General features: G+C 51.9%; 21 protein-coding genes. 8 read left to right on the top strand and 13 right to left on the bottom strand.

What is annotated here, in order from left to right; translation table 11 throughout:
* Positions 1–189: 189 nt before the first annotated feature.
* The 3 genes from NSS64_RS08965 to NSS64_RS08955 all read right to left on the bottom strand — a co-directional run bounded on the left by NSS64_RS08965 (position 190) and on the right by NSS64_RS08955 (position 2,258).
* A complete protein-coding gene (locus NSS64_RS08965; RefSeq protein WP_341139875.1) occupies positions 190–870 on the bottom strand; it encodes a hypothetical protein in 681 nt (226 codons plus the stop codon).
* A 183-nt stretch (positions 871–1,053) separates the two neighbouring features.
* Positions 1,054–1,608: a hypothetical protein gene (locus tag NSS64_RS08960; protein WP_341139874.1), complete on the bottom strand. Its 555-nt coding sequence runs from the start codon at positions 1,606–1,608 to the stop codon at positions 1,054–1,056.
* A gap of 107 nt (positions 1,609–1,715) precedes the next feature.
* Positions 1,716–2,258 (bottom strand): GNAT family N-acetyltransferase, encoded by a 543-nt coding sequence (locus tag NSS64_RS08955; protein WP_341139873.1) that lies wholly within the window; start codon positions 2,256–2,258, stop codon positions 1,716–1,718.
* 162 nt (positions 2,259–2,420) lie between these two features.
* On the opposite strand from NSS64_RS08955, the gene NSS64_RS08950 reads away from it, so the two are divergent.
* From NSS64_RS08950 to NSS64_RS08935, 4 genes are all read left to right on the top strand, one after another.
* The gene (locus NSS64_RS08950; protein ID WP_341139872.1) at positions 2,421–2,915 is read left to right on the top strand and encodes an RNA polymerase sigma factor; all 495 of its coding nucleotides are present in this window, start codon (positions 2,421–2,423) and stop codon (positions 2,913–2,915) included.
* Positions 2,916–3,911: an anti sigma factor C-terminal domain-containing protein gene (locus NSS64_RS08945; RefSeq protein ID WP_341139871.1), complete on the top strand. Its 996-nt coding sequence runs from the start codon at positions 2,916–2,918 to the stop codon at positions 3,909–3,911. It abuts the gene before it with no gap.
* 269 nt (positions 3,912–4,180) lie between these two features.
* The gene (locus tag NSS64_RS08940; protein WP_341139870.1) at positions 4,181–4,741 is read left to right on the top strand and encodes a hypothetical protein; all 561 of its coding nucleotides are present in this window, start codon (positions 4,181–4,183) and stop codon (positions 4,739–4,741) included.
* Positions 4,742–5,145: 404 nt separating this feature from the next.
* A complete protein-coding gene (locus tag NSS64_RS08935; RefSeq protein ID WP_341139869.1) occupies positions 5,146–6,093 on the top strand; it encodes a serine hydrolase domain-containing protein in 948 nt (315 codons plus the stop codon).
* Here the strand turns inward: NSS64_RS08935 and NSS64_RS08930 are convergent.
* The 5 genes from NSS64_RS08930 to NSS64_RS08910 all read right to left on the bottom strand — a co-directional run bounded on the left by NSS64_RS08930 (position 6,086) and on the right by NSS64_RS08910 (position 11,839).
* Positions 6,086–7,159, bottom strand: a complete 1,074-nt coding sequence (locus NSS64_RS08930) for a GerAB/ArcD/ProY family transporter (protein ID WP_341139868.1) — start codon at positions 7,157–7,159, stop codon at positions 6,086–6,088. The genes NSS64_RS08935 and NSS64_RS08930 overlap by 8 nt on opposite strands.
* A 35-nt stretch (positions 7,160–7,194) precedes the next feature.
* The gene (locus NSS64_RS08925) at positions 7,195–7,419 is read right to left on the bottom strand and encodes a hypothetical protein (protein WP_340939855.1); all 225 of its coding nucleotides are present in this window, start codon (positions 7,417–7,419) and stop codon (positions 7,195–7,197) included.
* Positions 7,416–8,618, bottom strand: coding sequence for a Ger(x)C family spore germination protein (locus NSS64_RS08920; protein WP_341139867.1), 1,203 nt, complete (start codon positions 8,616–8,618; stop codon positions 7,416–7,418). Before NSS64_RS08920 ends, NSS64_RS08925 begins: the two co-directional genes overlap by 4 nt.
* Positions 8,619–8,620: 2 nt before the next feature.
* Positions 8,621–10,120, bottom strand: a complete 1,500-nt coding sequence (locus NSS64_RS08915; protein WP_340993406.1) for a spore germination protein — start codon at positions 10,118–10,120, stop codon at positions 8,621–8,623.
* A 960-nt stretch (positions 10,121–11,080) separates the two neighbouring features.
* A complete protein-coding gene (locus NSS64_RS08910) occupies positions 11,081–11,839 on the bottom strand; it encodes a CPBP family intramembrane glutamic endopeptidase (RefSeq protein WP_340939846.1) in 759 nt (252 codons plus the stop codon).
* A gap of 167 nt (positions 11,840–12,006) precedes the next feature.
* On the opposite strand from NSS64_RS08910, the gene NSS64_RS08905 reads away from it, so the two are divergent.
* On the top strand, positions 12,007–12,375 hold the full coding sequence (locus NSS64_RS08905) for a hypothetical protein (protein WP_340939843.1): 369 nt from the start codon (positions 12,007–12,009) through the stop codon (positions 12,373–12,375).
* 134 nt (positions 12,376–12,509) lie between these two features.
* Here the strand turns inward: NSS64_RS08905 and NSS64_RS08900 are convergent, their stop codons facing one another.
* From NSS64_RS08900 to NSS64_RS08890, 3 genes are read right to left on the bottom strand one after another with little or no spacing between them, the layout of a single operon-like run.
* Positions 12,510–14,504 carry a chemotaxis protein CheA gene (locus NSS64_RS08900; protein WP_341139866.1) on the bottom strand — a complete coding sequence of 665 codons (1,995 nt, stop codon included), beginning with the start codon at positions 14,502–14,504 and terminating at the stop codon, positions 12,510–12,512.
* Positions 14,505–14,519: 15 nt separating this feature from the next.
* Positions 14,520–14,945 (bottom strand): chemotaxis protein CheW, encoded by a 426-nt coding sequence (locus NSS64_RS08895; protein ID WP_036700854.1) that lies wholly within the window; start codon positions 14,943–14,945, stop codon positions 14,520–14,522.
* Between the two features lie 23 nt (positions 14,946–14,968).
* Entirely contained in the window at positions 14,969–16,558 is a 1,590-nt protein-coding gene (locus tag NSS64_RS08890; protein ID WP_340939836.1) for a methyl-accepting chemotaxis protein, read from the bottom strand.
* A 307-nt stretch (positions 16,559–16,865) separates the two neighbouring features.
* On the opposite strand from NSS64_RS08890, the gene NSS64_RS08885 reads away from it, so the two are divergent.
* On the top strand, positions 16,866–18,203 hold the full coding sequence (locus NSS64_RS08885; protein ID WP_341139865.1) for an MFS transporter: 1,338 nt from the start codon (positions 16,866–16,868) through the stop codon (positions 18,201–18,203).
* 227 nt (positions 18,204–18,430) lie between these two features.
* On the top strand, positions 18,431–19,186 hold the full coding sequence (locus NSS64_RS08880) for a PIG-L deacetylase family protein (RefSeq protein WP_340993410.1): 756 nt from the start codon (positions 18,431–18,433) through the stop codon (positions 19,184–19,186).
* A 451-nt stretch (positions 19,187–19,637) separates the two neighbouring features.
* On the opposite strand, the gene NSS64_RS08875 is transcribed toward NSS64_RS08880, so the two are convergent.
* The gene (locus NSS64_RS08875) at positions 19,638–20,468 is read right to left on the bottom strand and encodes a GNAT family N-acetyltransferase (RefSeq protein ID WP_341139864.1); all 831 of its coding nucleotides are present in this window, start codon (positions 20,466–20,468) and stop codon (positions 19,638–19,640) included.
* A 137-nt stretch (positions 20,469–20,605) separates the two neighbouring features.
* Here NSS64_RS08875 and NSS64_RS08870 point away from each other — a divergent pair, with 137 nt between their 5' ends.
* Positions 20,606–21,643: an asparaginase gene (locus NSS64_RS08870; protein ID WP_341139863.1), complete on the top strand. Its 1,038-nt coding sequence runs from the start codon at positions 20,606–20,608 to the stop codon at positions 21,641–21,643.
* On the opposite strand, the gene NSS64_RS08865 is transcribed toward NSS64_RS08870, so the two are convergent.
* A complete protein-coding gene (locus NSS64_RS08865) occupies positions 21,640–23,043 on the bottom strand; it encodes an ATP-binding protein (protein WP_341139862.1) in 1,404 nt (467 codons plus the stop codon). The genes NSS64_RS08870 and NSS64_RS08865 overlap by 4 nt on opposite strands.
* Positions 23,044–23,048 lie beyond the last annotated feature (5 nt).

Below are 23,048 nucleotides of genomic sequence, written 5' to 3'. Positions count from 1 at the left end.
TGCGCTAAAACACTAGTGAATGATTCAAATTATATTTTTGTCAGTTATTTTTGTCACATCTGCTGATAAAGCTTTTTACAGACAAAAACTCCGGCAGTCCGCATAAATGCAGAGCCGGAGTCTTCGTTATTCTTCCATATCATAAATACCAGAGCTAATCACTCTACGCCAATCCTATACATGAATTGTTCACTTGCTTGAATCTATTGTCCCGCTGCCCCGGACATCTGTAATAACCTTGGTAGCAATAATCTTCCCGGCCTGATCCAGTCCTTCGATTTCGAACGGAACGCCCGCCGTCGCCGCTTGAAAAGCAAACCAAATCGTCCGGCCCTGCGACGTCTGAATCAGCTTCGCCTCGGACTTATCGGTCCCGGTCTGCTTTTGTTGAACGATAATCTGCTGAATAGACGGGTCCAGCACCTCACCGAACACCATAGGAAACGGAGTGGAGATTTGCTCCAGCTCCGGCAGCCTCATATAATTCATTGCCGACACAGAAGGGTCTCCGTCCATCCCGTAGCCCGCCCCCCAGACCCATTTCCAGCCGATCCAGGTTTTGCGGACATATTCGACTTGAAGATTGCTGCGGTCCTGATCACCTGAACGGGTCAGAAAAACAAGCTTCCCCCTGCCAACAGTCTCCTCATGTACCACCGTCATGGAATCAGACTCACGGAATAACCGTACGGCCTCCTCCGGACTTGAGCCCAGAGGAATCTGGAGCGACTGATTCATTCCCAATGAGCTGGACATCCGCTGGTCCGACCACCCGCCGGGTCTTTCATACATATATAACAATAAATAGAGTACCGCTACAGAAGCCAGAATCACTCCCGCAGCCATCCCCCATCTCCGTGTAGTTTTCATGAGTGCATCTCCCGTCCCGATTGTTTGCGCTTACAACAGCTTCCATTTAACTATAGATGATTTCGGTCCAGATTACAAAATCCCCCCATACCATATAAAAAGCCTGTAGCGCAAGCCCCTCCGGGACCCTGTCTACAGGCGGTATTTCCTTATAGTAATTGAATGAATTCCAATATACTTATTTTATTTAACTTCTGTAGCTCCGGTTACTTTACCTTCAAGCACAGCCGTTGCCTTCACATCTTCGCTGGAGAAGTACAGGTTGCCGTCGATTGTAGCATCCTTATACAGGTTGAAGCCGTTAGCTTCTACATATACATCACCTTTGATCGTACCGCCTTGAACGCGGAAGTTCTCGCTCTGTACAGTTACTTTTGGTGCTGTAAGGGTGTAAGTAGCTGTAACTTTGTGGTCAGCATCCTGTGCGTACAGGGCCAGCTTACGGTAGATTGGCTTAGCTGTATCGTTCTTGTCGTGGAATTCGCCTGCTACCACTACATCCTTGTCCACAGTCAGATCGTTCAGCACTGCAACAATCCAGGTTCCCTTATCGCTTACTGCACTAATGAAAGAATCTGCCTGGTTCACGATCGAAGCGGAGGTTTTTGCATCTGTCTGCTCTGTTGCCGGTGCAGTTGTCGCTGCTGCCCCTTTGTCTGCATTATTCTTATCCGATCCACAACCAGACAACAATGCTACCGATACCCCTGCTACTACTAATACTTTAAATAATTTCATTTTAATTCCCCCTGTTTCTTTAAGTTAACTTTATTATATATTAAAATTTTATGAATACAACGTGATAATTTTCACGAATTTGTGTCTTTTTTCACAAACATTCATATTTACTCTCTCAACGTATCCTCCCACTCCTCTCTAAGCAGCCCCATCCGGATAGAATCATAGTATATTCCGTTATAATATCGGCATTTTCTAAGCCTGGCCTCCATCGTCATGCCCAGCTTCATTCCTGCTTTCATCATTCGCTCATTCCCGGACCAGGTGGTGTAGCCGACACGGACTAGCGGAAGGGTAGTGAATAAATGACCAATCCACAGCTTGAGAGCCCTAGTCCCATAACCGCTGCTCCAATAGGCAGGATCATAGATGACAATCCCCATTTCCAGCCAGTATGACGGCTCATGCTCCCAGTAGTAGCTGACGTCACCTATAACAACGCCCTCAACTTCTATTACCCAATTGTTCACACAGCCAATAATTTCGGCTCGCTTCCTGTAATACGTCTCCCATGTAATTCGTTTGTGTTCATAATAAGGTGCATCCCATTTCTTCCATTCCGGCACCTCCTCTTTATAAGCGAGTTCCCACAGCCTAGGCAGATCCCCTTCAGCTATTGGGCGAATCTGCAGTTCATGATCCTGAATCATAGATACCCTCCGTTCAGCTAATATTTCACATACTTATATTATATTAACTGAACTGCTGAAACTGTTGCCAGTATTGAACATTTATAATTAAAGAATACAGATGTTCCGGCTGCTGTAAACTTTTCACGGAGCTTGGCGTTGTATAGGGGAAGGGGGCAAGACATGGCCAAAGACACCATTCATCACTTTCTGCAGCAAGCCGGTACTTTGCTATACCGGTATTTGAGGAAACGCGGGCTTGCCCGCGAGGACGCTGAAGATATCGTTCAGGACACCTGTTATAAATATCTGGTCTATCAGGACGGAATTGGCTCCAAGCAGGTTATGGGCTGGATGTTCCGTGTCGCGACGAATCAGTTCTATGACCTTAAGCGAAAAGACAAACGCCATCCTACGGTTGATGTTGACGATATTCAACTTTTTTCCTTGACCCATCTGCCGGAAATCCAGCTGCTGAGGCGGGAAACCGCACAGAATATCCGCGACACCCTTGCTTTACTCTCTGAGCAACATCAGGAGCTGCTGATTCTCAAATATGAGCTGAACCTTACTTACAAGGATCTCTCGTCCTTGTACGGTATGAATGAGAACACGCTCAAGACTCATGTCACACGCGCCAAAAACCAATTCATCAAACATTATAAGGAGGGTATTTAAATGGAACAGAATCAGGAGCAGGACCAGTTTATTCTCGGAGAGAAACAGACTCAGCAACTCATCAGAAAAGCCAGACTCCGCTCCACCCTGAAAACCATTGGAATCATTATGGTTGTGACCCCGGTTATACTTGCCGTTATTTGGTATGGCCTCTACCACTTAAGACTGAACCAGGGAGACAAGGTACAATCTGAAATTCTCTGGAAAAACGAGATCAGCGCCCCAAATGTGCACATCAGCAACCAGTCATTGAAATTGGATAGCTTTGGAGGTGAAACATACAATCAGACTTACAAATGGCTGGGAAACCAACCTTATATTTGGGAGACCGTCGAGGAATCATATAATTTATGGGGCCGATCCACCGGAAGATACGGCGCATCTGGAGCAATTTCGCCGCCGGAAAAGCTGCGCCCTTCCTCCTCATATCCCCGTTACAACTCTGCTACCGGTGACCGGGAAATGGTCTTTTATCATCCTGAGATCCAGTATGATTCGTATGAGGACAGCATCAGTCTGCTGAAGCAGCTCGGAGATGATACATTGGTGGAGCTGGCCTTGTCTTTTGACCATGCCTACACGCTGGAGGAGACGCAGAAGCTTCTGCCTGCCGGGCTGCAGCCTGTCTGGTTCTGGGCGGATGCCTATACTCCCTCTTATAAAAAATACCTGAAAGAAACGCGCCAGACCATCGCAGCTGATTCGATGATCATCTACGGATTTCACGGAGAGCAGTTTGCCCCCTATGGCGGTGTGAACTCCTTCATTAACAGTGTCGAACAGCTGCGGAAGCAGGGCAAAAACTTCATATGGGAAGCAGATCAGGTTCATGAGAGCCTTGCCGGGGATAATGATATTCTGGAACCGGGCGATATTACAATTATTGGTGTAGTCGTAACCGGTACTGCTAAACAGCTTGAAGCTCTGCAGAATCAGGCTTATATCCAAGGATCAACCTTCGGTGTGGTCTCAGATGCAATATCACTTCCTGACTAACCTGCGGCTAATAGAGATCTTCAGTCAAGGTGCAGCATGAATTGGACATCCATTCGTTAGACTGAGATAATACAGGGAAATCCATCAAAGGTGGTGTATGCAGATGCCGGCAACCTGGACATGTCATGCAAACAGAATCAGAGTATCCCCTACTGTTAACTAATCATTTACAGGGGGAATGAACAGTGAGAATTTCTGAGCGGTTATTGAAGCAATATCTGAAGCATGTGTACTGGATCTGTGGAGGACCCTGTGGGGGTAAAAGCACTATGGCAGATCTGATATCAACCAGGCGGGGAATGATTTTCTATTCTTCCGATGAGCATGCGTTTAAATATAAACAGCTGGCTAATCCGCAGGACCATCCGGCTATTCTAAGGTATTTCGTAGACTGGGAATGGTATTTCCTCGGTCAAGGCAACGACAGGAATCAGTGGCTGGTCTCTGCAGCGGAGGAAAGCATTGAATTCATCCTGCTGGAGCTGCTGCAGATGGGTAACAGCAAGCCGATAATAGTCGATACGGATATAGCCCCGGAGTTCCTGAAGAGTATAGCCGATAATAGGCAGATCGTGTACTTATATGCGGAGGATGAATTGATTCGCCGGGATTACTTCAACCGGGATCATGTGCGGGGAATGCTGGATCTTTTCCCTACCCTGTCAGACCCGGAACGCGCCAAGCGCGAGACACTGGACGGAATCATTGCGAATACCCGCAAATCTCTACAGCAAGCAAGACAGCAACATGTCCCGTATTATATAAGAAATGCCCGGACCACCAAAGAAGAGATGCTCACCAAGATTGAGGCGCATTTCGGATTAGCATAATTGCTGGCTTGTCCCCCCTTCTAGTGACATTCCCAGATGAAGCTGGAGTTGTTCATTCGGGCGTTTGGCAAGGCGTAACGGACTGAGGCGCACGTATTCCGGATGAAAGTCACCCCTTGAGCAAAGGAACGGACCCCATGGAGCTTATTCTTGGAATTCCTACTCTTAAACCTCTTGTAGAGAGACGATAAGGTCCACTCTGTCCGTTAAACCGCAAAAAGTGGTGTTTTCCGAGGAATAGGATCTCTCAGGTCCGTTAAGAGCAAACTCGGCCGGGCGCCGTAGTTCCGTGGTTTGGAGTCTCCGGGATTCAACCCTATTCACAGAATTAAATCTGATATCTACTAGAACCGCACGGCCACCTTCCACTCGGTGGCCGTGTATAAACAGAAAGGATAATCCCAATGAACCTGTCCACCCTATCGGCCTCGCTTGCGCCGTTGAATCTGCGGAGCTGCCTGATTCAGCAGCAAGGCAGGCTGATCTTCGAATATTATAGAGATCCGCGCACGGCCTCCGAGCTGGCGAAGATCAACTCCTGCACCAAGAGCATCCTCTCTGCCCTGATCTGCATCGCCATGGACCAGGGGCTGCTGCCCGGCCCTTCGGCTCCGCTCAGCAGCTTCTTCCCGCAGGTGCTGCGCGATAAGGATGCGCGGAAACAGGACATTACGCTCGAACAGCTGCTGACCATGTCAGCAGGCTTCCGCTGGACGGAATTCGGCGGGGCCAATTCCTTCCCGAAGATGACCCGTTCCCCCCACTGGGTGAATTATGTGCTGGAGCAGCCGATTGCGGATGAGCCGGGTACCCGGATGGAATACAATTCGGGAATCTCGCAATTGCTGTCTTCGATTCTGGTACAAGCCACAGGACAGAGCACAGCCAGCTATGCCGAACAGGTTCTCTTCGGACCGCTCGGCATCCGGGACTATGAATGGGAATCGGACCCCCAGGGCATCCATACCGGCGGCTTCGGGGTGAAGCTGCGGCCTGTAGACCTGCTGAACTTCGGACAGCTCTTTTTGCAGACGGGGGTATGGAAGGATTCGCAGATCATCTCCGGCAGTTGGGCTGCGCGTTCGGTACAGCCAGTCATGCACACAGAGCCTCCCCGCCACGGAGGGTATGGCTGGCATTGGTGGACCGATGCCCTGACCTGCAGCTCAGCCGCCGGAGAATCCAGTCTGGTAGACTACTATTACGCCCGCGGGTATGCCGGACAATTCATATATGTAGTGCCGGAGCTTCAGCTTGTTACTGTGCTGACCCAGGATAACAAGCGCGGGAAGAATAATCCTCCGGTGGATGTGTTCCGTGACTATATCGTGCCTGTACTGGGATCTATTTAAGCTTGCTCCTGACCCTGCTGGCAGCATACCACAAGAGCGGACACAACAAGTTGAAGAAGAATACATTGAGATACCAGACTTCATTCAGCTCGGCAACCACCGAGGGATTATCCCAGACATTCATCGCTAAGGGTATGGAGACCAGCGCCATGGGGATCAGCAGTCCCTTATAATGCTTAATTCCGAACAATTCAGCGCAGCCATGAGCTGAGACGAAGAGGGTAAGAATCAGCCGGTAAAAAATGACCATGAACCAGATGATCGTAACGATTGTCTCAATCCGCTCATAGAATCCGCCTATCGTTACCGTTTTGGCCGCGAACTGGCTGACATAAGGCATATTGGGCGGCAGGCTTTCTCCCAGCACCGCAATAATCAGCACCGTCAGCAGGAGCAAGGCGACACAGGTAATCCAAGTGCTGTGGACGAGCGCTTTTTGATAAGAGGCTTTGTCCTTAATGAATGGAACCAGGAACAAGCTTAAGGCCACCTCGCTGCTTGGATAACCCAGGAACATAACTGTGCCCTGGAATACAGGCTGAACCCCCTTCTCAAAGAGGGGCAGGAAGTTAGACCATTCCGCACCGTACAGCAGGGACAGCAGGAACAGCAGCAGTAGGAACATTGCAACCGGGAACGTAATTTCAGCAGACCGGCCGACCGCAATAATCCCTTTATACAGACAATAGACCAAGGCGAACAGAATCAGGACATATATCGCAGATGGCGGAGTCTCTATAAACAGGTCGTTGCTGGTAAAGTCCCCGAGGCTGCGGAGCGTCAGGACAAAGATGAGAAAGGGGACACAGAATATATACAGGGCCAGCATGATTTTACCGCCCGCCTTCCCCAGAACACGGCTTAGAAATTGTCCCAGGGAATCGCCGCTCATCTGGGTGTATAGCGCCACGAATAACCGGATGATCAGCAGTTGAACCAGCATGCCCAGCAGGATTGGTGCCCAGGAATCCCTACCGGACAGCCCGATGACCATAGAAGGCAGCCCCAGCAGCGCACTTCCCCAATAATGCAGCGTCAGCAGCATCATTAACTGGCGGGAGCTCATCTGTCCATCCCCTCCTTTATTAAGTCTACCCCCAGTTAGCCTAGAATGCCGCCCGGCTTCAAGAATTGCAGCAGGTTAATGAACGGCCGCAGCAGATCCGGGGTGAACCCGTCTTTAGCCGACACAATATTTAAGCCCAGTGCTATCGCGTACAGAGCATACACCAGCGTTTTCTCCCGGAGTCTGCCCCGTTTCTTGCGGTACCGGCTGAATTGCCACATCCATAACAGCATATTGATTGAGATTAGAAAAGCATTCATGCATCCGGTTCCTTAAATGGCGGATTTACGATTCTTCCTCTGCCCTTAATGATGTATTCCACAACCACCTTCACATCCATCCTGCTGAATTTCTCATTCCATTGATCCTTCCATTGACTCCAGTACCGGGGATGCTTCTGATGGAATTTGGTGCCGAAGCCAAAAATATCGACACCAAAATGATTCTGCACATCCCTGATTCCAGTCGCAATCAGCGCCTCCGTCCGTGCAATAGCCATCACCTTCATCTTCTCCAGCGTCTCCCGGCTGTTCAAATCAAGGTTACATCCCACCTCTCCCACATTCGCCTCAATTCTTACCTTGACAGTGGCCGAGGGCTCCCCGTTTCGCACCTCAGGCTTAATGGAGGTCTTGGCATCCAGTACCTCCATTACAAAATCCCCGTCCTTGTCCGGGCAGTCCACCTTACCCACTGTCGATTTCACTTTACCCGTCACATAGTTATAGGCTTTGCTGTCTCCTTCATTCAGCCAGCCTAGCAGGATGTCATCCTTCAGCACCCCGATGCCCCGATACTCAAATTTGAGCGGGCTGTTAATAGAATCTACATTTTCCTTCGTCTTCCCCTTCTCCAGATCGCCCACCAGTTTCAGACCGGTCAATACAGCCTCCTGGCCATCCAGATCAAACCATTTCATCAGGTCAAGCAGGCGTACCGCCGAAGTCGGTGCCCAATTCTTCTGCGACCCGTTCAGCGAATCATAGAGGTCTCTCGCCGGCAGCCGTTCCAGAGGTGTCATGATCGACAAGGCATCGTAAGCCGTTCCCTCCCGGACGATGGCCACATCGAAATCCGGCCGGACCTCGTGATCCCTGAACAGGAAATCCAGCGGCTTGCGGATGCCTTCCCTGGCCACAGCCTCGTCCAGCAGCAGCATGCTCAGATGGGATAGATAGACCTTACGCGGCAGCATGGTGGTCAATTTACGCAGAGCTTCCATAATCGTTGCCGACTCCGTGGCAACGACAAGGGCAGGCGGTCCTCCCGTGCCGCCGCTGCTGGCAGCCGCCAGACTGGGCGCAACAATCTGGACGGTTACCCGGTAGCCCTTGTCCGTACGGTCAATGCCAAGACCGATGGCGACCGCCAAATCGCCCAGCTCCTTGCGGCTCCAGCAGCCCGTTAACGGCATACTCATCAGAACCAGTGCGCAGATCAGGATGACCGTCCTTCTCATGGCTAGGCCCCATTCCTGGTGCGTTTATTCCGCGAGCTGGACCAATAAGGACTTCGGAAGACACCGTCTACCTGTTCGTTCTTCAGATAAGGCGCATAAGGCCGCATGTATGGAACTCCCGCAGACTCCAGGCTGCAGATATGCACGGTCAGAATAACGAACCCTACAGTAATCCCGTATATGCCGAACGAAGCCGCCGCACCCATGAACAGAAACCGGATGAGCCGGATGGGGATCGACATATTATAGGCAGGAATGACGAAGCTTGAGATCCCGGTGATCGCCACCACGATAACCATCCCGGCGGAGACAATCCCAGCGTCTACCGCGGCCTGTCCCACAATGAGAGTTCCCACAATGGATACCGCCTGACCGATGTTGCGGGGCATGCGGATTCCCGCTTCGCGTATGATTTCGAAGGTGATCTCCATCAGCGTTGCTTCAACGAATGCCGGGAACGGCACGCCCTCGCGCTGGAACATAATGCTCAGCAGCAGCCGGGTGGGCAGCAGATCCTGATGGAACGTTGTTATGGCGATGTATAGTCCGGGAGCAAAGATACTGACGATTACAGCGGTAAGCCGCAAGATCCGAATCAGACTGGAGAACAGATAAGGCTGATAGCTGTCCTCTGCCGACTGGATGAAATCCAGGAACAGGGAGGGAACAATCATGACAAAGGGGGTTCCGTCCACCATAATGGCTACCCTGCCTTCTGCCAGCCCTGCCGTGATGCTATCCGGACGTTCTGTGTTCAGTACAGTCGGAAACACCGTGTATTTATTGCTCTGCAGATATTCTTCAATGAATTCGCCTTCCAGTACGGTCTTCAGTCCGATCTGATCGAACATCTCCGAGACCCGGTTCAGCACCTGCTGATCGGCCAGCCCTTCGATGTAGAGGATTGAAATATCCGTCTGCGTGACCTGCCCTACGGTGCGGGTTACAATTCTCAGACGCTCATCCTTCATTTTCCTGCGGATCATCGTAATATTAGTGCGCAGATCATCCGTGAAGCCTTCCTGCGGCCCCCGGATCACCGTTTCCGTCTTGGTTTCGTCGATACTCTTCTTCTCATAGCCCTGAATGGCAAGCGCAAGCGCCTCTTCGCAGCCGTCAATCAGCACCAGGACACAGCCGGATAAAATATCCTTGACCGCTCCGCTCAGGTCCCCGGTCGTTCGGACCTGTCCTGCACTCAGGATGTGGTTGCTGAAATAGTCCAGCAGGCTGAGCCCGTCCGGGGCGGGCTGTGCGGACTGAATCGCCGGAATGAACGACTCCTCCAGGACCTGATTGTTCACCATCCCGTCCAGGAAGATTAACTGAATGATTGTTTCCCGCTGTACACCGGCCCAATCCAGACGAAGCGACCGGACGCTAACATCCGAGCTATTTCCCAGTCTGCGGCTGATCAGCTCCGTATTGATGTGAGACTCCCGGCTCAGTCGCTGTGGATGCTCATTATCCAAGTGACCGGGATGTTGTTCATGAAATTTCATGTGTAGTCTCTCCCTGCTGTATCGTCGCATAGTTATGTATCCAGTGTTGCCTAAGTGGGTTTATTTCTAAACCACGAAACAGCGGCTTTTCCAGTCAAAAAAAAGCCCTTCCCCCTGGCCAAGAGAGAAAGAGCTTATTATGTACAGACGCACAAATCCCCGCTGCCTGATTGCTTAAGGCCCGGGGATTCATGTGTTGATTACGCTATTCAATTCAATCATTTCCTCCAAGTAACAAAAGCCATATCCCTGACATGGTGATTGTTCTCAATTTCATGTTCACTTCATGCTTCCGTGTTGCCCGTTCGCTCCATTCCGGAGTGTTGCTCCATGTCCTGCATATGGGGTGGATTCCCGCGTACACGATTTCACGAAAAACGTTTTCACGGACGTTTTCCCTACTGTGAGGAATCGCAGTTGTACGCTTCGCTAACCTTTTTCATTGGAATCACGCTCTTTCTTCCGCAAGAGACTTCTCCTGCTTGAATGATAAGCTTCGTTCTTCTTCTAAAAAAGATTTGTTCCTGGATTCCCGCATACCCACGATCTGCCAGAAGATGTTATCATCCACCTTCTTCATCAGCAGCCGATTCCGGCATGCTTCGCTAACGCTAGTACATCGGGGCTCTCTCCTTTCCTTCATTCATTGCTAAATTTAGGAATGAGACCATCACCTGCGGTACCACTTGTAATGCTTGGTGCTCTTGATGCTGTGGTTCCTGTGGTGATGTCTACATTATACCTGAGAAACACTTAAATTTAAACTTTCAAAAACCTGCATATCCCCGCAGAATCTGCGATATTCCAGTAGGATTGCAAATAAAATGCCCATCTCTAAACATTGCTCCGTTTACGGATTATTTGCTCCTGTTAGCTGCTAATTTTTATGTATGCGCTATCATTTCACATGAAAATGAATGGCCAGCCTGAGGAATTCCTTCCCCGGACTGGCCGGTATGTCTACAGGGTGAGACTATGATTTCTATGCTTGCGGCTGAATACCACCAGCAGATAAATTCCATAGAGCAAATACAGAATATTAAGAATGGAGACGATGAGTACCTCATGCTCGAGATTCTCATTGCTGACCATGGCCAATGCATCGTAGATAAAATGGAACGCGATCAGCGGAACAATATTCCGGCCTGTCTCCATCAGCAAGGCGAGCACACAGCCCAGCAGCAGCGCATTGATAACCTGGAGAATCGTATGTATGATATCATTTCCGCCAAAGGCGTTGGCCATATGCAGAACCCCGAAGAAGATGGAGGAGAACACAATATAAAAGACCGGCCCTTTGGATTTCAGAACATTCCAGATCACACCTCTGAAAATAGCTTCCTCGGTATAGCCCACCAGCAGGGTCATAATGACGATACTGATGATTTCAGGCGCTCCCAGTTCAACGTTGATTCCATTCATCAGCGGCTGGGCCACCGCAATAATAAGCAGCGGGATGTAGAACAGCACCGCCCGGGACGGACCGGCCTCAAGCCTGCGGAAGCCGAAGCTGACGAGCGAAGAATCCTTTCTTTTCATATAAAGGGTTACAATAATGCCCATAACCAGGAAGGCGCAGGCCTGGGCATTCCGTATCCCCATATCTCCGAATTCCATAATCGTGGCTACAGCGGAGGCAACGGATACAGCCAGAGTCAGGACCACTCCCCATACCAGCGAGTATACGAGCGGATGTCCTTGTGCAGCAGTGTTTTTCATTTCAAATCTCCTTTATAGTAGGCTAACGTATTGCCGCTTCAGGACAATAATGGTCTAATTGTATGCTATGATGCCAAATTATACGATATCTATATAATCTTCCAGTGGGCATTGCGGTCTGTACATGCTATAATCTCTGAATCCTGCAATGAGAATGGAACAACAACATGAACAGTCCTATCAAGATCTTCAAAGTGACCGTGCAGCTGGAAAAGGATGAATATGGTCTTGAGGTCAGCCATTGGCGTCTGCTGGTGGAAACGAACCGCTATTACGAGATCAAGCCGGAGAGCGGACCGGTTAAACGGATCTACAAAGAAAAATTGAATACGGTAATGGATGACACCAAATCCTATACAGACGGCTATCTGGCCTGTTCAGCGTTCTGTAACGAGGACCGTATAGATGATATGCATACTGAAATGCTGCATGCGCTCCAGATGAAAATCAAGGCGTATATGGCGGAGCTTCATTTGAACCAGCAGGCCATAGAGCTGCAGTTCAAGAGTCCAAGGTCTATCAGAAGCTGGAAGTAGACACCTGTCTCGCCTTCGTCTACAACACAAAATACCGGAGAAGTCCGCAGGCTACTGCAACTTTTCCGGTTTTTTGGCCTTGCTATTCCGTTACAGCAGTCCTGCGTTCTTCATCGCGTGTTCCCAGCTAGTAATCAATGGCTAACGAGATAAGAAGCATCCAGAATCAGGGCGACCCGGCCGTTGCCCAGGATCGTTGCCCCGGACAGATGATTCATCGTCCCCAGATACGCGCCCAGGGACTTGATGACCACCTCCTGGTTGCCGATGATCTCATCGACTGCGAACGCAGCGATCCGGTCAACAGATCTTACAATTACGAGCGGAATCGTCTTGGAACGCCGCTCTGTGCGCGGGTAATGCAGCTTGTCTCTGAGCCAGGAGAGCGGAACAATCCGCCCGTGGTTGATAATCGCCTGCTCCCCTTGAACGACCTGTATCTCTTCGGGGGAGATCCGCACAATCTCAGCCACATTATACATCGGTAGAATCAGAACACGCCCGGACACCTTGACCAGCAGCCCCTTGATAATAGCCAGTGTAAGCGGCAGACGGATTGTAAACAGAGTCCCTGCCCCCGGCTCGGTCTGAATATCTATGATTCCGTTGAGACGTCCAATCTGACTGCGGACAATATCCATCCCCACACCCCGCCCAGACACTTCACTGACCTCGGAGGCTGTGGAGAAGCCTGGCTCGAAGATCAGACTAACGGCTTCCTGCGCGGTTAAATACCCTGCCTGCTCTTCTGTAATGATCCCTTTGCTGAGCGCAGAGGCTGTAATCCGGGCGGCATCGATGCCCTGTCCGTCATCCTCCAGACGAATCACGACCTGGTTCTCCTCATGAAAAGAAGTAAGCGTAATTCTGCCCTTCGGAGCCTTGCCCTGCTGCACGCGCACCTCTGGACTCTCGATTCCATGATCGGCGCTGTTACGGATCAAGTGGATTAGCGGATCACTTAGCTCTTCAATGATCATCCGGTCCAGCTCGGTCTCGCCTCCCTGAATCTGCAGCTCAATGTCCTTGCCCAGCTTCTGGGCCAGATCTCTGACCAGCCGCGGGAAACGGTTGAACAGCTGGTCGATCGGCAGCATCCGGGTCTTCATGACCCCTTCCTGGAGCTCCTTAATAATCCCGCCCATATGATCCGATATAGAGCCGATATCAGGCAGAACCTTGGCGGGATCCGTACGTTGTCCATTAGCGCTCAGATCGGCCAGAGAGGTCTGCTCGATCAGCAGCTCCCCCACCAGATTCATCAGATGGTCCAGCCGCTCCACACTCACCCGGACGGTTGACTGTACCTCATGGGATTTCCCCTTGCCTGGAGTAGAGGACGGAGGTTCTGCAGACACCGGTCCGGCCGTGGCCTGGACGCCAGTTCCGGCAGCAGGTGCGGGCACGAATGGCGTAATGACAATGCTCTCGACATCGGTCTCCCCTGCCAGCTGCTCGGACACCTGCCGGAGCTCGCGAGGGGAAGCAGCGACTACAGCAAATTGGCTGTAGCGGGCATCTTCATCGGTTCCCGGCGCCGCCGGGGGCGCCAGGGCAGCAGCAATCACCGGCCCGCAGACCTCTTCGATACGCTGCAAGAGGATATAATGCCGGGCCGCCTTCATCTGGCAGTCCTCTCTCAAGGTGACTACCAGAGCCAGCAGCGAGTAGTCCGCTGCCACGGCCTCTTCCGCCTGAAGCAGCTCCGCTGCATTTAAGACCGGAAGCAGCACCGGCTGAAGTTCAGCCGGCTTATTAATCAGCGCCTTGATCTCCGCAACCACAGCTGAGCAGTCTGTAAAGCTCTCCCCGCTGACATACTGAGTGCGCAGCAGCTTCATCGCATCCAGCGCCCGGAAGAGCGTATCAATCAGATGGCCGGTAATCTCCGGCTTCTTCTCCCGCACCCACTCCAGCGCATACTCCACCTCATGCGTGAGATCGCTCATCTCGCGGAAGCCCATCGTGGAGGCTGAGCCCTTGATCGTATGGGCTGCGCGGAAGATCGTCTGAATCAGCTCAGCGGTTGGAGCATGCTCCAGCGCAAGCAGGGACTGGTCGATCCGCTCTAATTGCTCGTTCAGCTCTTCTATGAATATATCGCGGTAAGCCGACAGTTCCATCATCATTGCTTGTTCCCCTTTTTACCCGCCCAATATTTCTTCGAGCTTCAGAATACCGATCAGCTGGTCATCCCGCTGCCCCACTCCGTGGAACACCGCATCGCGGCTGCGGTTATGTCCGCCTGCCGGCGGATGAATCTCGGCGTACGTAGTCACCTTGTTCACCTTATCTACAATCAGTCCGACGAATTCCTCGCGGTAGTTAACCACAATAATTCTTGTGCTCCGGGTATAAGGCTCATCCGCCATTCCCAGCAGATTGCGCAGGCTCATGACACAGACCACCTTGCCGCGCAGATTGACTACACCTTTGACTTCATTCCGGCTGAAGGGGATATCTGTAATGCTGAGCATTTTGATAATCTCATGAATCTCTTCAATCCGGATGGCACAGGTCTCGGCTCCTACCGCAAGCTCGATGTATTGTTCCTTCTGTAAGGATGACATGGCTTCACCTTCCGTCTGTTGAATTAATGGGTCTTGAATGCGGCAGCGGACTTGGCCAGATCCTCGGATAACAGCGCCAGGGCCTGGCAGGTAGCCGCCGTCTCTTCAGAAGCCGCTGCTGATTCCTCGCTGGAGGCCGCAATGGATTGAACCGAGTCCATCACCTCAGCAGCCTGTGCTGATTCCTCTTCGCAGGCGGCAGCAATCTCGTTGACCTTGAGTGAGGAGGTGTTGACCATCTTAATAATCTGCTCGAAGGCCTGGCTGGTCATCGAAGACTGCTCTACGCTCTCAGCGACCGCCCTCACACTCTGCTTCGTATTCTCCTGCATGACCTTGATAATCTTCGTAATCTCCTTCGTGGCATCGCTGCTGCGTTCGGCCAGCTTGCGGACCTCGTCCGCCACCACGGCGAAGCCGCGCCCCTGTTCTCCGGCACGCGCCGCTTCAATCGCTGCGTTCAGGGCCAGGAGATTGGTCTGCTCGGCGATATCGTCGATCACTTCGATGATATCCCCGATTTTGCTGGAATCGTCTTCAAGCTGCTTCATCTGGTGATTCACCGTCTGCATTCCTTGCAGCGAAGTCTCCACCACATATCCGCCTTCCCGGGCGGTCCGCACGGTATCATTGGAGAGCTCTGCCGCTTCCTCGGCACTGGAGGCCACAGAATCAATCGCCAGCGACAGCTCCTTGAACAGCTCGGTGATATTGGTCGCTGCCGCCGACTGATTGGTGCTGGTGCTTGCAATCTCCTGGGTGCTGGCTGAGATCTGTTCGGAAGAGGCTGCAACGCTCTGTGAATTCATCACAATTCCATTGATTAGATCCTTAAGGTTATGAACCATCCGGTTAAGGGCTGTGGCAAGCTGTCCGACTTCATCCTTAGTAGATATATCCGCTTGCTGCGTCAGATTTCCATTAGCCACTTCTGTAGCTACATGCAGCATCTGCATCAGGGGTCTGGAGATCGATCTTGCGATCAGGTAGCCGATCATAATACTGAGGATAACCGCCGCAATGACTACCGAGATTGTAAGGATGAACGCCGAGGAATAAGCGGATTGTGAATGGTTGTTCGCTTCATCTGCCAGCTCAACATTCACTTTGATCAGACCATCCAGATTGTTCAGCACATTCTGCCCCTGGACGGTCAACTGTGTAGTCAGAAATGTATTGAAAGCAGCCGCATCATCTTGCTCCGCCAGAACCAGCGCCTGATCGAACAGCTTCTCATAGCTTGCATACTCCTGGTCAAACGAGGCCAGCAGCTCCTTTTCACGGGCAGTGGTCGCCAGCGGACGGTAGTTATCCACCTTCTGGACAATTTCCTGACGGCCTGAGGCAATCTTTTGTTTATAATCGGTAATTTTATCTGTATCTGTTGTATTGCTCATATCCCGTGTATAGACCCGGTTAAGCTGATAGCTGATCTCGGCGGCAGACAAATCTCTGACCGAGATCAGGTTATTGCTGTACATTTCCTTCATATTCTGATTGCTGGTGCGCAGGGATAAGACCGAATAGACTCCAAGTCCTGCCAGGATTAAAGAGACGATCAAAAAAGCGGAGACGATCTTTGTAGCTGTTTTCAAATTCCCGAACCATTTCATAGTGCTTCCCCCTGTAGTTACAACATCGTGTCCATCTTGTCGGCGGTATCCTAACACTCCCCCATCAGCCGGCGGGACATCATTAGCTATATTTCGACATTTTATATCAAAAAAATTATATTCTAATTTGTGTTTTTCATATTTTTTTCATCAAACTCAGTGCAATCCTCCTCTTCACAAATTGAAATGTTCACTATTCCGTAGCTTGATGCAGAATCCGCTTGACAGAACATAGAAATAAGTTATAAATAGACATAATTAGCAATCGATTCATTCCCATTTTATCCCCCGCGAAAAGAGGCTTGTCATGTCAGCAAAAGTACCTGTGGCCGAAAAACTGGTGTACTCAGGCGGTCTGCTGGGCCAGAATATGCTCTACAGCTTCATGTCGATGTACATCCTGTTCTTCTATACGGATCTGCTGGGAATTCCGGCAACCACCGCCAGTGTCATTCTGGTCGCAGCAAGTATTATCGATGCTTGTCTTGATCCGCTCATGGGCATGATTACCGACAAAACACGCTCCAGATGGGGGAAATTCAGGCCTTATCTGCTGTTCGCCCCTTGTCTGATCGCGCTGGCGACCGTCCTCTGCTTCTGGGACTTCGGCGGTTCCCGGACTGTGACTCTTGTAATCGCTACCGTCTCTTACCTGCTATGGGGAATGCTGTACACGGTCTGTGACACACCGCTTTGGGCCTTGTCGTCCGTAGTCTCCACCGATCCGGGGGAACGTACCTTATTCGTCACACTGGGCAAAATCGGCGGGACGCTCGGCGCGGTCGTTATCACCATCGGCGGTATCCAGCTTCTACTCGCCTTCGGCGGTGAACGGAATACGCAGGCTTATCTCTACTCGGCAATCATTATCGGGGTCATCGCGGCGCTGTCGATTGTCCTGACCGGGATGTTCACCAAGGAACGGGTCGTCCCTTCCGCTGAGAAGATCTCATTCCGCCAGAACCTGCAAACGGTGTACAAAAACAAGCCGCTGCTCACCCTGCTCGCCTCACTCCTGATTATCAACCTGGTGAACGGCATCCGGCAGAGCATTCAGCTCTATTATGTGGTCTATGTCTGGGGGGACGCGGGGTATGCCACGCAGGTCGGGATCAGTCTGGTGGCCGGTATGCTGCTGGGGATGATCGCTACGCCGCCGCTGCTGCGCCGCTTCGCCAAGAAGAAGGTATTCATTGTCTCCTGCATTCTGGGGAGCGTAGCCTGCATTCTGCCTTATCTGCTCGGTGACCATAACGTATTGAACACCCTGGTGTTCTTTGGGATCAGCTTCTTTTTCTCCGGCATGACGACGATTGTCAGTACCTCGATGCTGCTCGATACGATAGATTATTCGGAATGGAAGCTGGGCTTCCGGGGCGAGGGCATTGTGTTCTCAACGAACACATTCATTACCAAGTTCAGCGGAGCGGTATCGCGGATGATTATCGGAGCCAGTCTCGGCCTGCTCAGCTATGTGGAGAATCAGCCGGCGACTCCGCAGCTCCAGCATGGTCTCAGCTTCGTGATGTTTCTGCTGCCTGCTCTCTGCTTCCTGGCCGCTATTCTGCCGATTCTCTTCTACAATATAACCGAGAAGCAACGGGTGGAAATCCTGAGCGATCTCAAGCATAGCCGGTCATTGTAGTGGGGCTGGCGGGGGAATGCTTTTCCCTGATGGAATCGTTCCTGGTCAGGGGTGCGGCTGGGTGTAACGGACTCCGTTGCGCTTATTTCTGCCAAAAGCTACGATTGGAACAAGTTACGGACTCTATGGCCTTTATTGCCGGATTTTCTGCGCCGTAACATTGATTATGGAGCGAATAAGGGCGCCTCAGTACCCTTACCACAGATTAATAAGGAGGTATTTGGATTATGGATATATCCACACTAGCGGCGTTGATGTCCCCTCCAGATCTTAGCGGGTGCCGGACAGTATTATGTATACAGCCGCACCCGGACGATAATGAGGTGGGCATGGGCGGCACGATCGCCGCATTCGCTGAGAGGGGCTGCGAGATTCACTATCTGACGATCACAAACGGGGATTTGGGCGCAGTGAACGAGCAGGTGTCTTCCGCCGAGATCGCTGCCATCCGCGCGCTCGAACTGAAAGCCGCCGGACAGAAGCTGGGAGCTGCCGTATTCCACCAGCTCGCCCACGGTGACGGCACGCTGGAGCATATTCCGGCGCTGGCGGGAGAGATTGCTGAGGTCATCCGTACCGTGCGGCCGGATGTGATCTTCTGCCCTGATCCGTGGCTGAGCTATGAGGCGCATTATGATCATATCGTCACAGGCAGAGCCGCCGCCCAGGCGCTTCTGTCGTCCGGTCTCCCCCTCTATCCGAGGGGGACAAGCACCCGTCCCTGGCAGCCACAGGCGATAGGGTTCTACTTCACCTCCGAGCCGAACACGGTAATAGACATTACCGCCCACTTCGAGCAGAAGTTCGAGGCCATGGCTCTGCACCGCAGCCAATTCAGCGAGGAGATTCTGGCCATGTACCGGATCTATTTCCGCGAGCAAGGCCGTCAGCTTGCCGAAGGCAGGGGCTTCGAGCTGGGGGAAGGCCTGAAGGTGTTGTCACCGCTGCACCTGCACTGCTTTGTGGATGCCCGGCGGATATGAGGGGAATTAAGCGGGGAATTAAGCGGAGATCTCCGGGCGAGGGAACGGGGGCGGGGATCGCTGAGGCACGCGCGCCCTTCCATTCATAAAACAAGTGGAAAAACGTATCTTAGTTTTGCGATTTTCAGCATTTGCAGGCAAACAAGTGGAAAAACAGCATCTAATTTCATTGTTTTTTCTATTTTATATAATTTGCGTTTAATTAAGTGCTGTTTTTCCAATTATTGTCGTGGCAAGCCTTTTCCGTTCATCAGCAAGTGTACAAAATCCACCTATTTTTTCTTTCCTGTATTTTGCAGCCAACGGGCTTATCGCTATGCCCCCACATACCGGCCTAAAGCATACTCGCCCAATCCGATTCAGTACTTATCCGCAACGGTTCAAACTAATACTGCCCCTTCTTTACAAAAATAGCAGCAAGCCCTCATCTACGGGGATTTGCTGCTCTTTCTTAAACGGGAAGCTCGGACAAGCGGTAGTAGGGGATGTTCAATAGCGGCTTGAAGCCCAGCTTCTGCGCCAGTCTGTAAGAGCCCACATTCTCTTGGCGGCAGCCCCATACCGGCTCCAATCCCTGCTCCAGACAGTAATCGATTAACTTACAGCACACTGAGAAGGCAAAATGCTTCCCCCGGTGACCCGGTGCCGATTCGATTCCAATCTCTAGCATATCCGCTGTCCGGTAAGCCGAGAATGCGCTGGAGGCCTGCTCTCCCTCCCACAATACAATGTATCCTTTGCCTGAAGCCAGGAAATGCTCCGCGTCACGCCAGAAGTACCGGGGAATGACCGCACCCTCCTGCTCGCCGAATCCTTCACCGTTCATCTGGACCATCTCAGCATCCTGCCGGAACCATTGCGCCTTCGCACGATAATAGACCGCCGGGTCGAACGTAAAATTCACCCGGGTCTGTATGTACATTCTGCGTGTATCCGCCGCATCAAGCCGTGCATTATGCTCAGCAAGCATAGCTTCAATCAGCGGGTCCCAGCCCCCTGCCGGATCAGCCTGCAGCCATTCTGCTGAATGCCGGTGCCCCGTCTTGTTCGTAATATAGTCAGATAAGCTCCGGTTAAACTCCTCATTGCCCGAATCCCCATAGACCAGCGACATCCCGTATTCATGAGCCACATAGAAGCTACGGGGGTCATTTACAGAATCCACATACACACTGCCGGTCGTCTGCCCGCTCAGAACGCCTTCAGCGAACAGCGTGTTGATCTTGACTTCCTTTAACAGCGGCCAGGCAAGAGTGTAATCCCGGCTGTCTAGCTTCAGCATGCTTATCTCCTCCCCTTCCATTTATATTTCCCACTTATTATACCTTACTATGTCGCCCATAGAGGAATGAATGTTATAATACATTCAATGTCATGCGAATGACTTGAATCCTGGCTCAACCTGAAAGGAAACGACCTATGATGAATACCATTCCCGAAGTGAATTTCGCGACTTCCCCTTACTATAATCCCGGCCTCAAAAATGTAGTCATCCTCGCCACCGGCGGTACGATTGCCGGCAGCGGCGAAGCCCATAAAACCTTGAATTACGAGCCTGGCGCTCTGCCCGTGCAGGATCTGCTGGATAGTGTGCCGCACCTGGAACGGCTGGCGAACTGCGCCGGGGTTCAGGTCAGCAATCTGTGCAGCGCCGATATTACCAGCGAACACTGGCTTACCCTGGCAACGTACATTAACACGCTCGCGCTCCGGGAGGATGTGCACGGATTCGTCATTACACACGGCACCGACACCCTGGATGAGACGTCCTACTTCCTGAACCTGGTAATCAAGACTGACAAGCCGGTAATTATTACCGGATCTATGCGCCCAGCTACTGCAATCAGCGCCGATGGTCCCCTCAATCTGTATCAGTCCGTTGCACTAGCAGCGAATCCCGAGGCTTCCGGCCAGGGCGTGATGGTTGTCTTCGCTGAGGGCATCTATAGCGGGCGGGATGTGCAAAAGGTGAACACCTTCAAGGCCAACGCCTTCGATGAGCGAGATTTCGGCTGCCTGGGATATATGCGTGACAGCCATGCCTTCTTCTATACGCGCACCCTGAAGCGGCATACCACCGCAACCCAGTTCGATGTATCTGTGATTCAGGAGCTGCCGGAAGTGTCCGTAGCTTATTTCCATGTGGATGCCAATCCCGGGATTCTGGATTATCTGGCTACGGTCTCCAAGGGGATTGTCATTGCCGGAGCAGGCGGAGGGATCTACAGCAAGCCTTGGATTGACAAGGTGGGTGAGCTGAAGAACAATAACATCCCTGTAGTCCGCTGCTCGCGGATTTCCAGCGGAATTACACTTAAGGATTCCTACATTGATCTGTCTGCCAATTCTATTCCCTGCAACAGTCTGGTCCCGCAAAAAGCCAGAATCCTGCTCTCCCTCGCGCTGACGCAAACCACCGGCTACGATGAAATTGCCGCAATGTTCAACGAGTATTAAACGCTGCCCGCAGCTGACGGGAACTCAAAGGTGAAGACTGCACCGCCCTCCGGGCGGTTCCGGGCACTAAGCTCTCCGCCGCAGCGTTCCACAATAGCACGTGCGATGGCGAGTCCCAGCCCGGATTCGCCATTTTTCCCTTTGACGAACCTGTGAAACAGGCTGGGCAGCAGCTCCTGCGCAATGCCCGCACCATCGTCAGCGACCGTCAATGTAATCCTTCCCCTGCTTGAATGCACCTGTACATCAATTCGCTTCTCTGCATAACGGACCGCATTGGATAATACGTTCAGCAGAGCTTGCAGCAGCTTATCCCGGTCTGCTCTTACCATCCCCCCATGGTCCCCGGAGACTGCCGGATACAGCGACAGCTTCCTTGCCGCCAGCAGCGGATTGACCCGCTCCACCGCCTCGCTCAGCAGCTCCTCCAAATCCGTATCCGCCGCCTGGTAAATATCCTCTTCACTGTCCAGCTTCGCCAGGAGGGTCATTTCGCTGACCAGATCACGTAAGCGCCCGCTTTCACTCAGAATAATATCCAGTCCTTTACGGACGCCCTCTCCTTCAAATACTCCATCCTTAATGCCCTCCGCATAACCGGCTATCGACATCAGCGGAGATTTCAGCTCGTGCGAGGCATTCTGGAAAAACTGCTTCTGCACCCGATTGAACTGGTGTAGCTCACCGGCCATCTCGTATACCGCCCTGGCGACAGAACCGATTTCACCGCCCGCCCGGATCAGATTCACCTCGGCAAACCGGCGGTTTTTCACTTTCCCCAGCTCCTGACGCAGGCTGATGAGCGGATCAATCAGCTTCCGCGTAATAAACATGCTGAACAGGAGCATCGCTGCCGCTCCCGCAGCAAAGACAAGGATCAGCCGTTTCAGCAGCGACTGCTCAATGGCCTTGATTCTGCTGACAGGAGTCAGCAGGGTGAGCTTGCCTTGGGGAAGCGTGTTGACCTGCACCAGATAACGCGGATCATTGCCATCCCATAAGCTCTGCAGGCTCCCCTGCTCCATAGCTGTGATATCTACCGTTAACCCGGATTCCATTGGCAGGGCCGGGAGAATTCCCGAGACCACATTCCCCTGCTGGTCGGTCACGATGGCCTGTACTCCGCTGGAGAGCGTAGGATATGGAGCCGTAAGCGGCTCGCTTTTTCCCAATGAGAATGCCCCCCCTTCCGCGAATGGAGGCTGCTGCAGAGTCGCGGTCAGGGAAGCGCCAAGCGTCCTTAATCCCTCTTGCTCCGTGCCGATGAAATGATCCATCAGCACATAGTGGATCATCACTCCCGTGATGGACAGGACCAGCAGCAGAGTCAGCCCAAAAGCAACGTTGATCTGATGCACCAGCTTCAGCTTTTTCATCCGCAGGTTTAGCCTTTCCGCCATCCTCT

Origin of the sequence: Paenibacillus sp. FSL H8-0122, from assembly GCF_038005345.1 — a bacterium.
In the GTDB taxonomy this organism is placed as follows: Bacteria; Bacillota; Bacilli; order Paenibacillales; family Paenibacillaceae; genus Paenibacillus_AQ.
The sequence above is the reverse complement of the archived record's forward strand: the minus strand, read 5'-3'. Positions and strand labels throughout refer to the sequence as shown.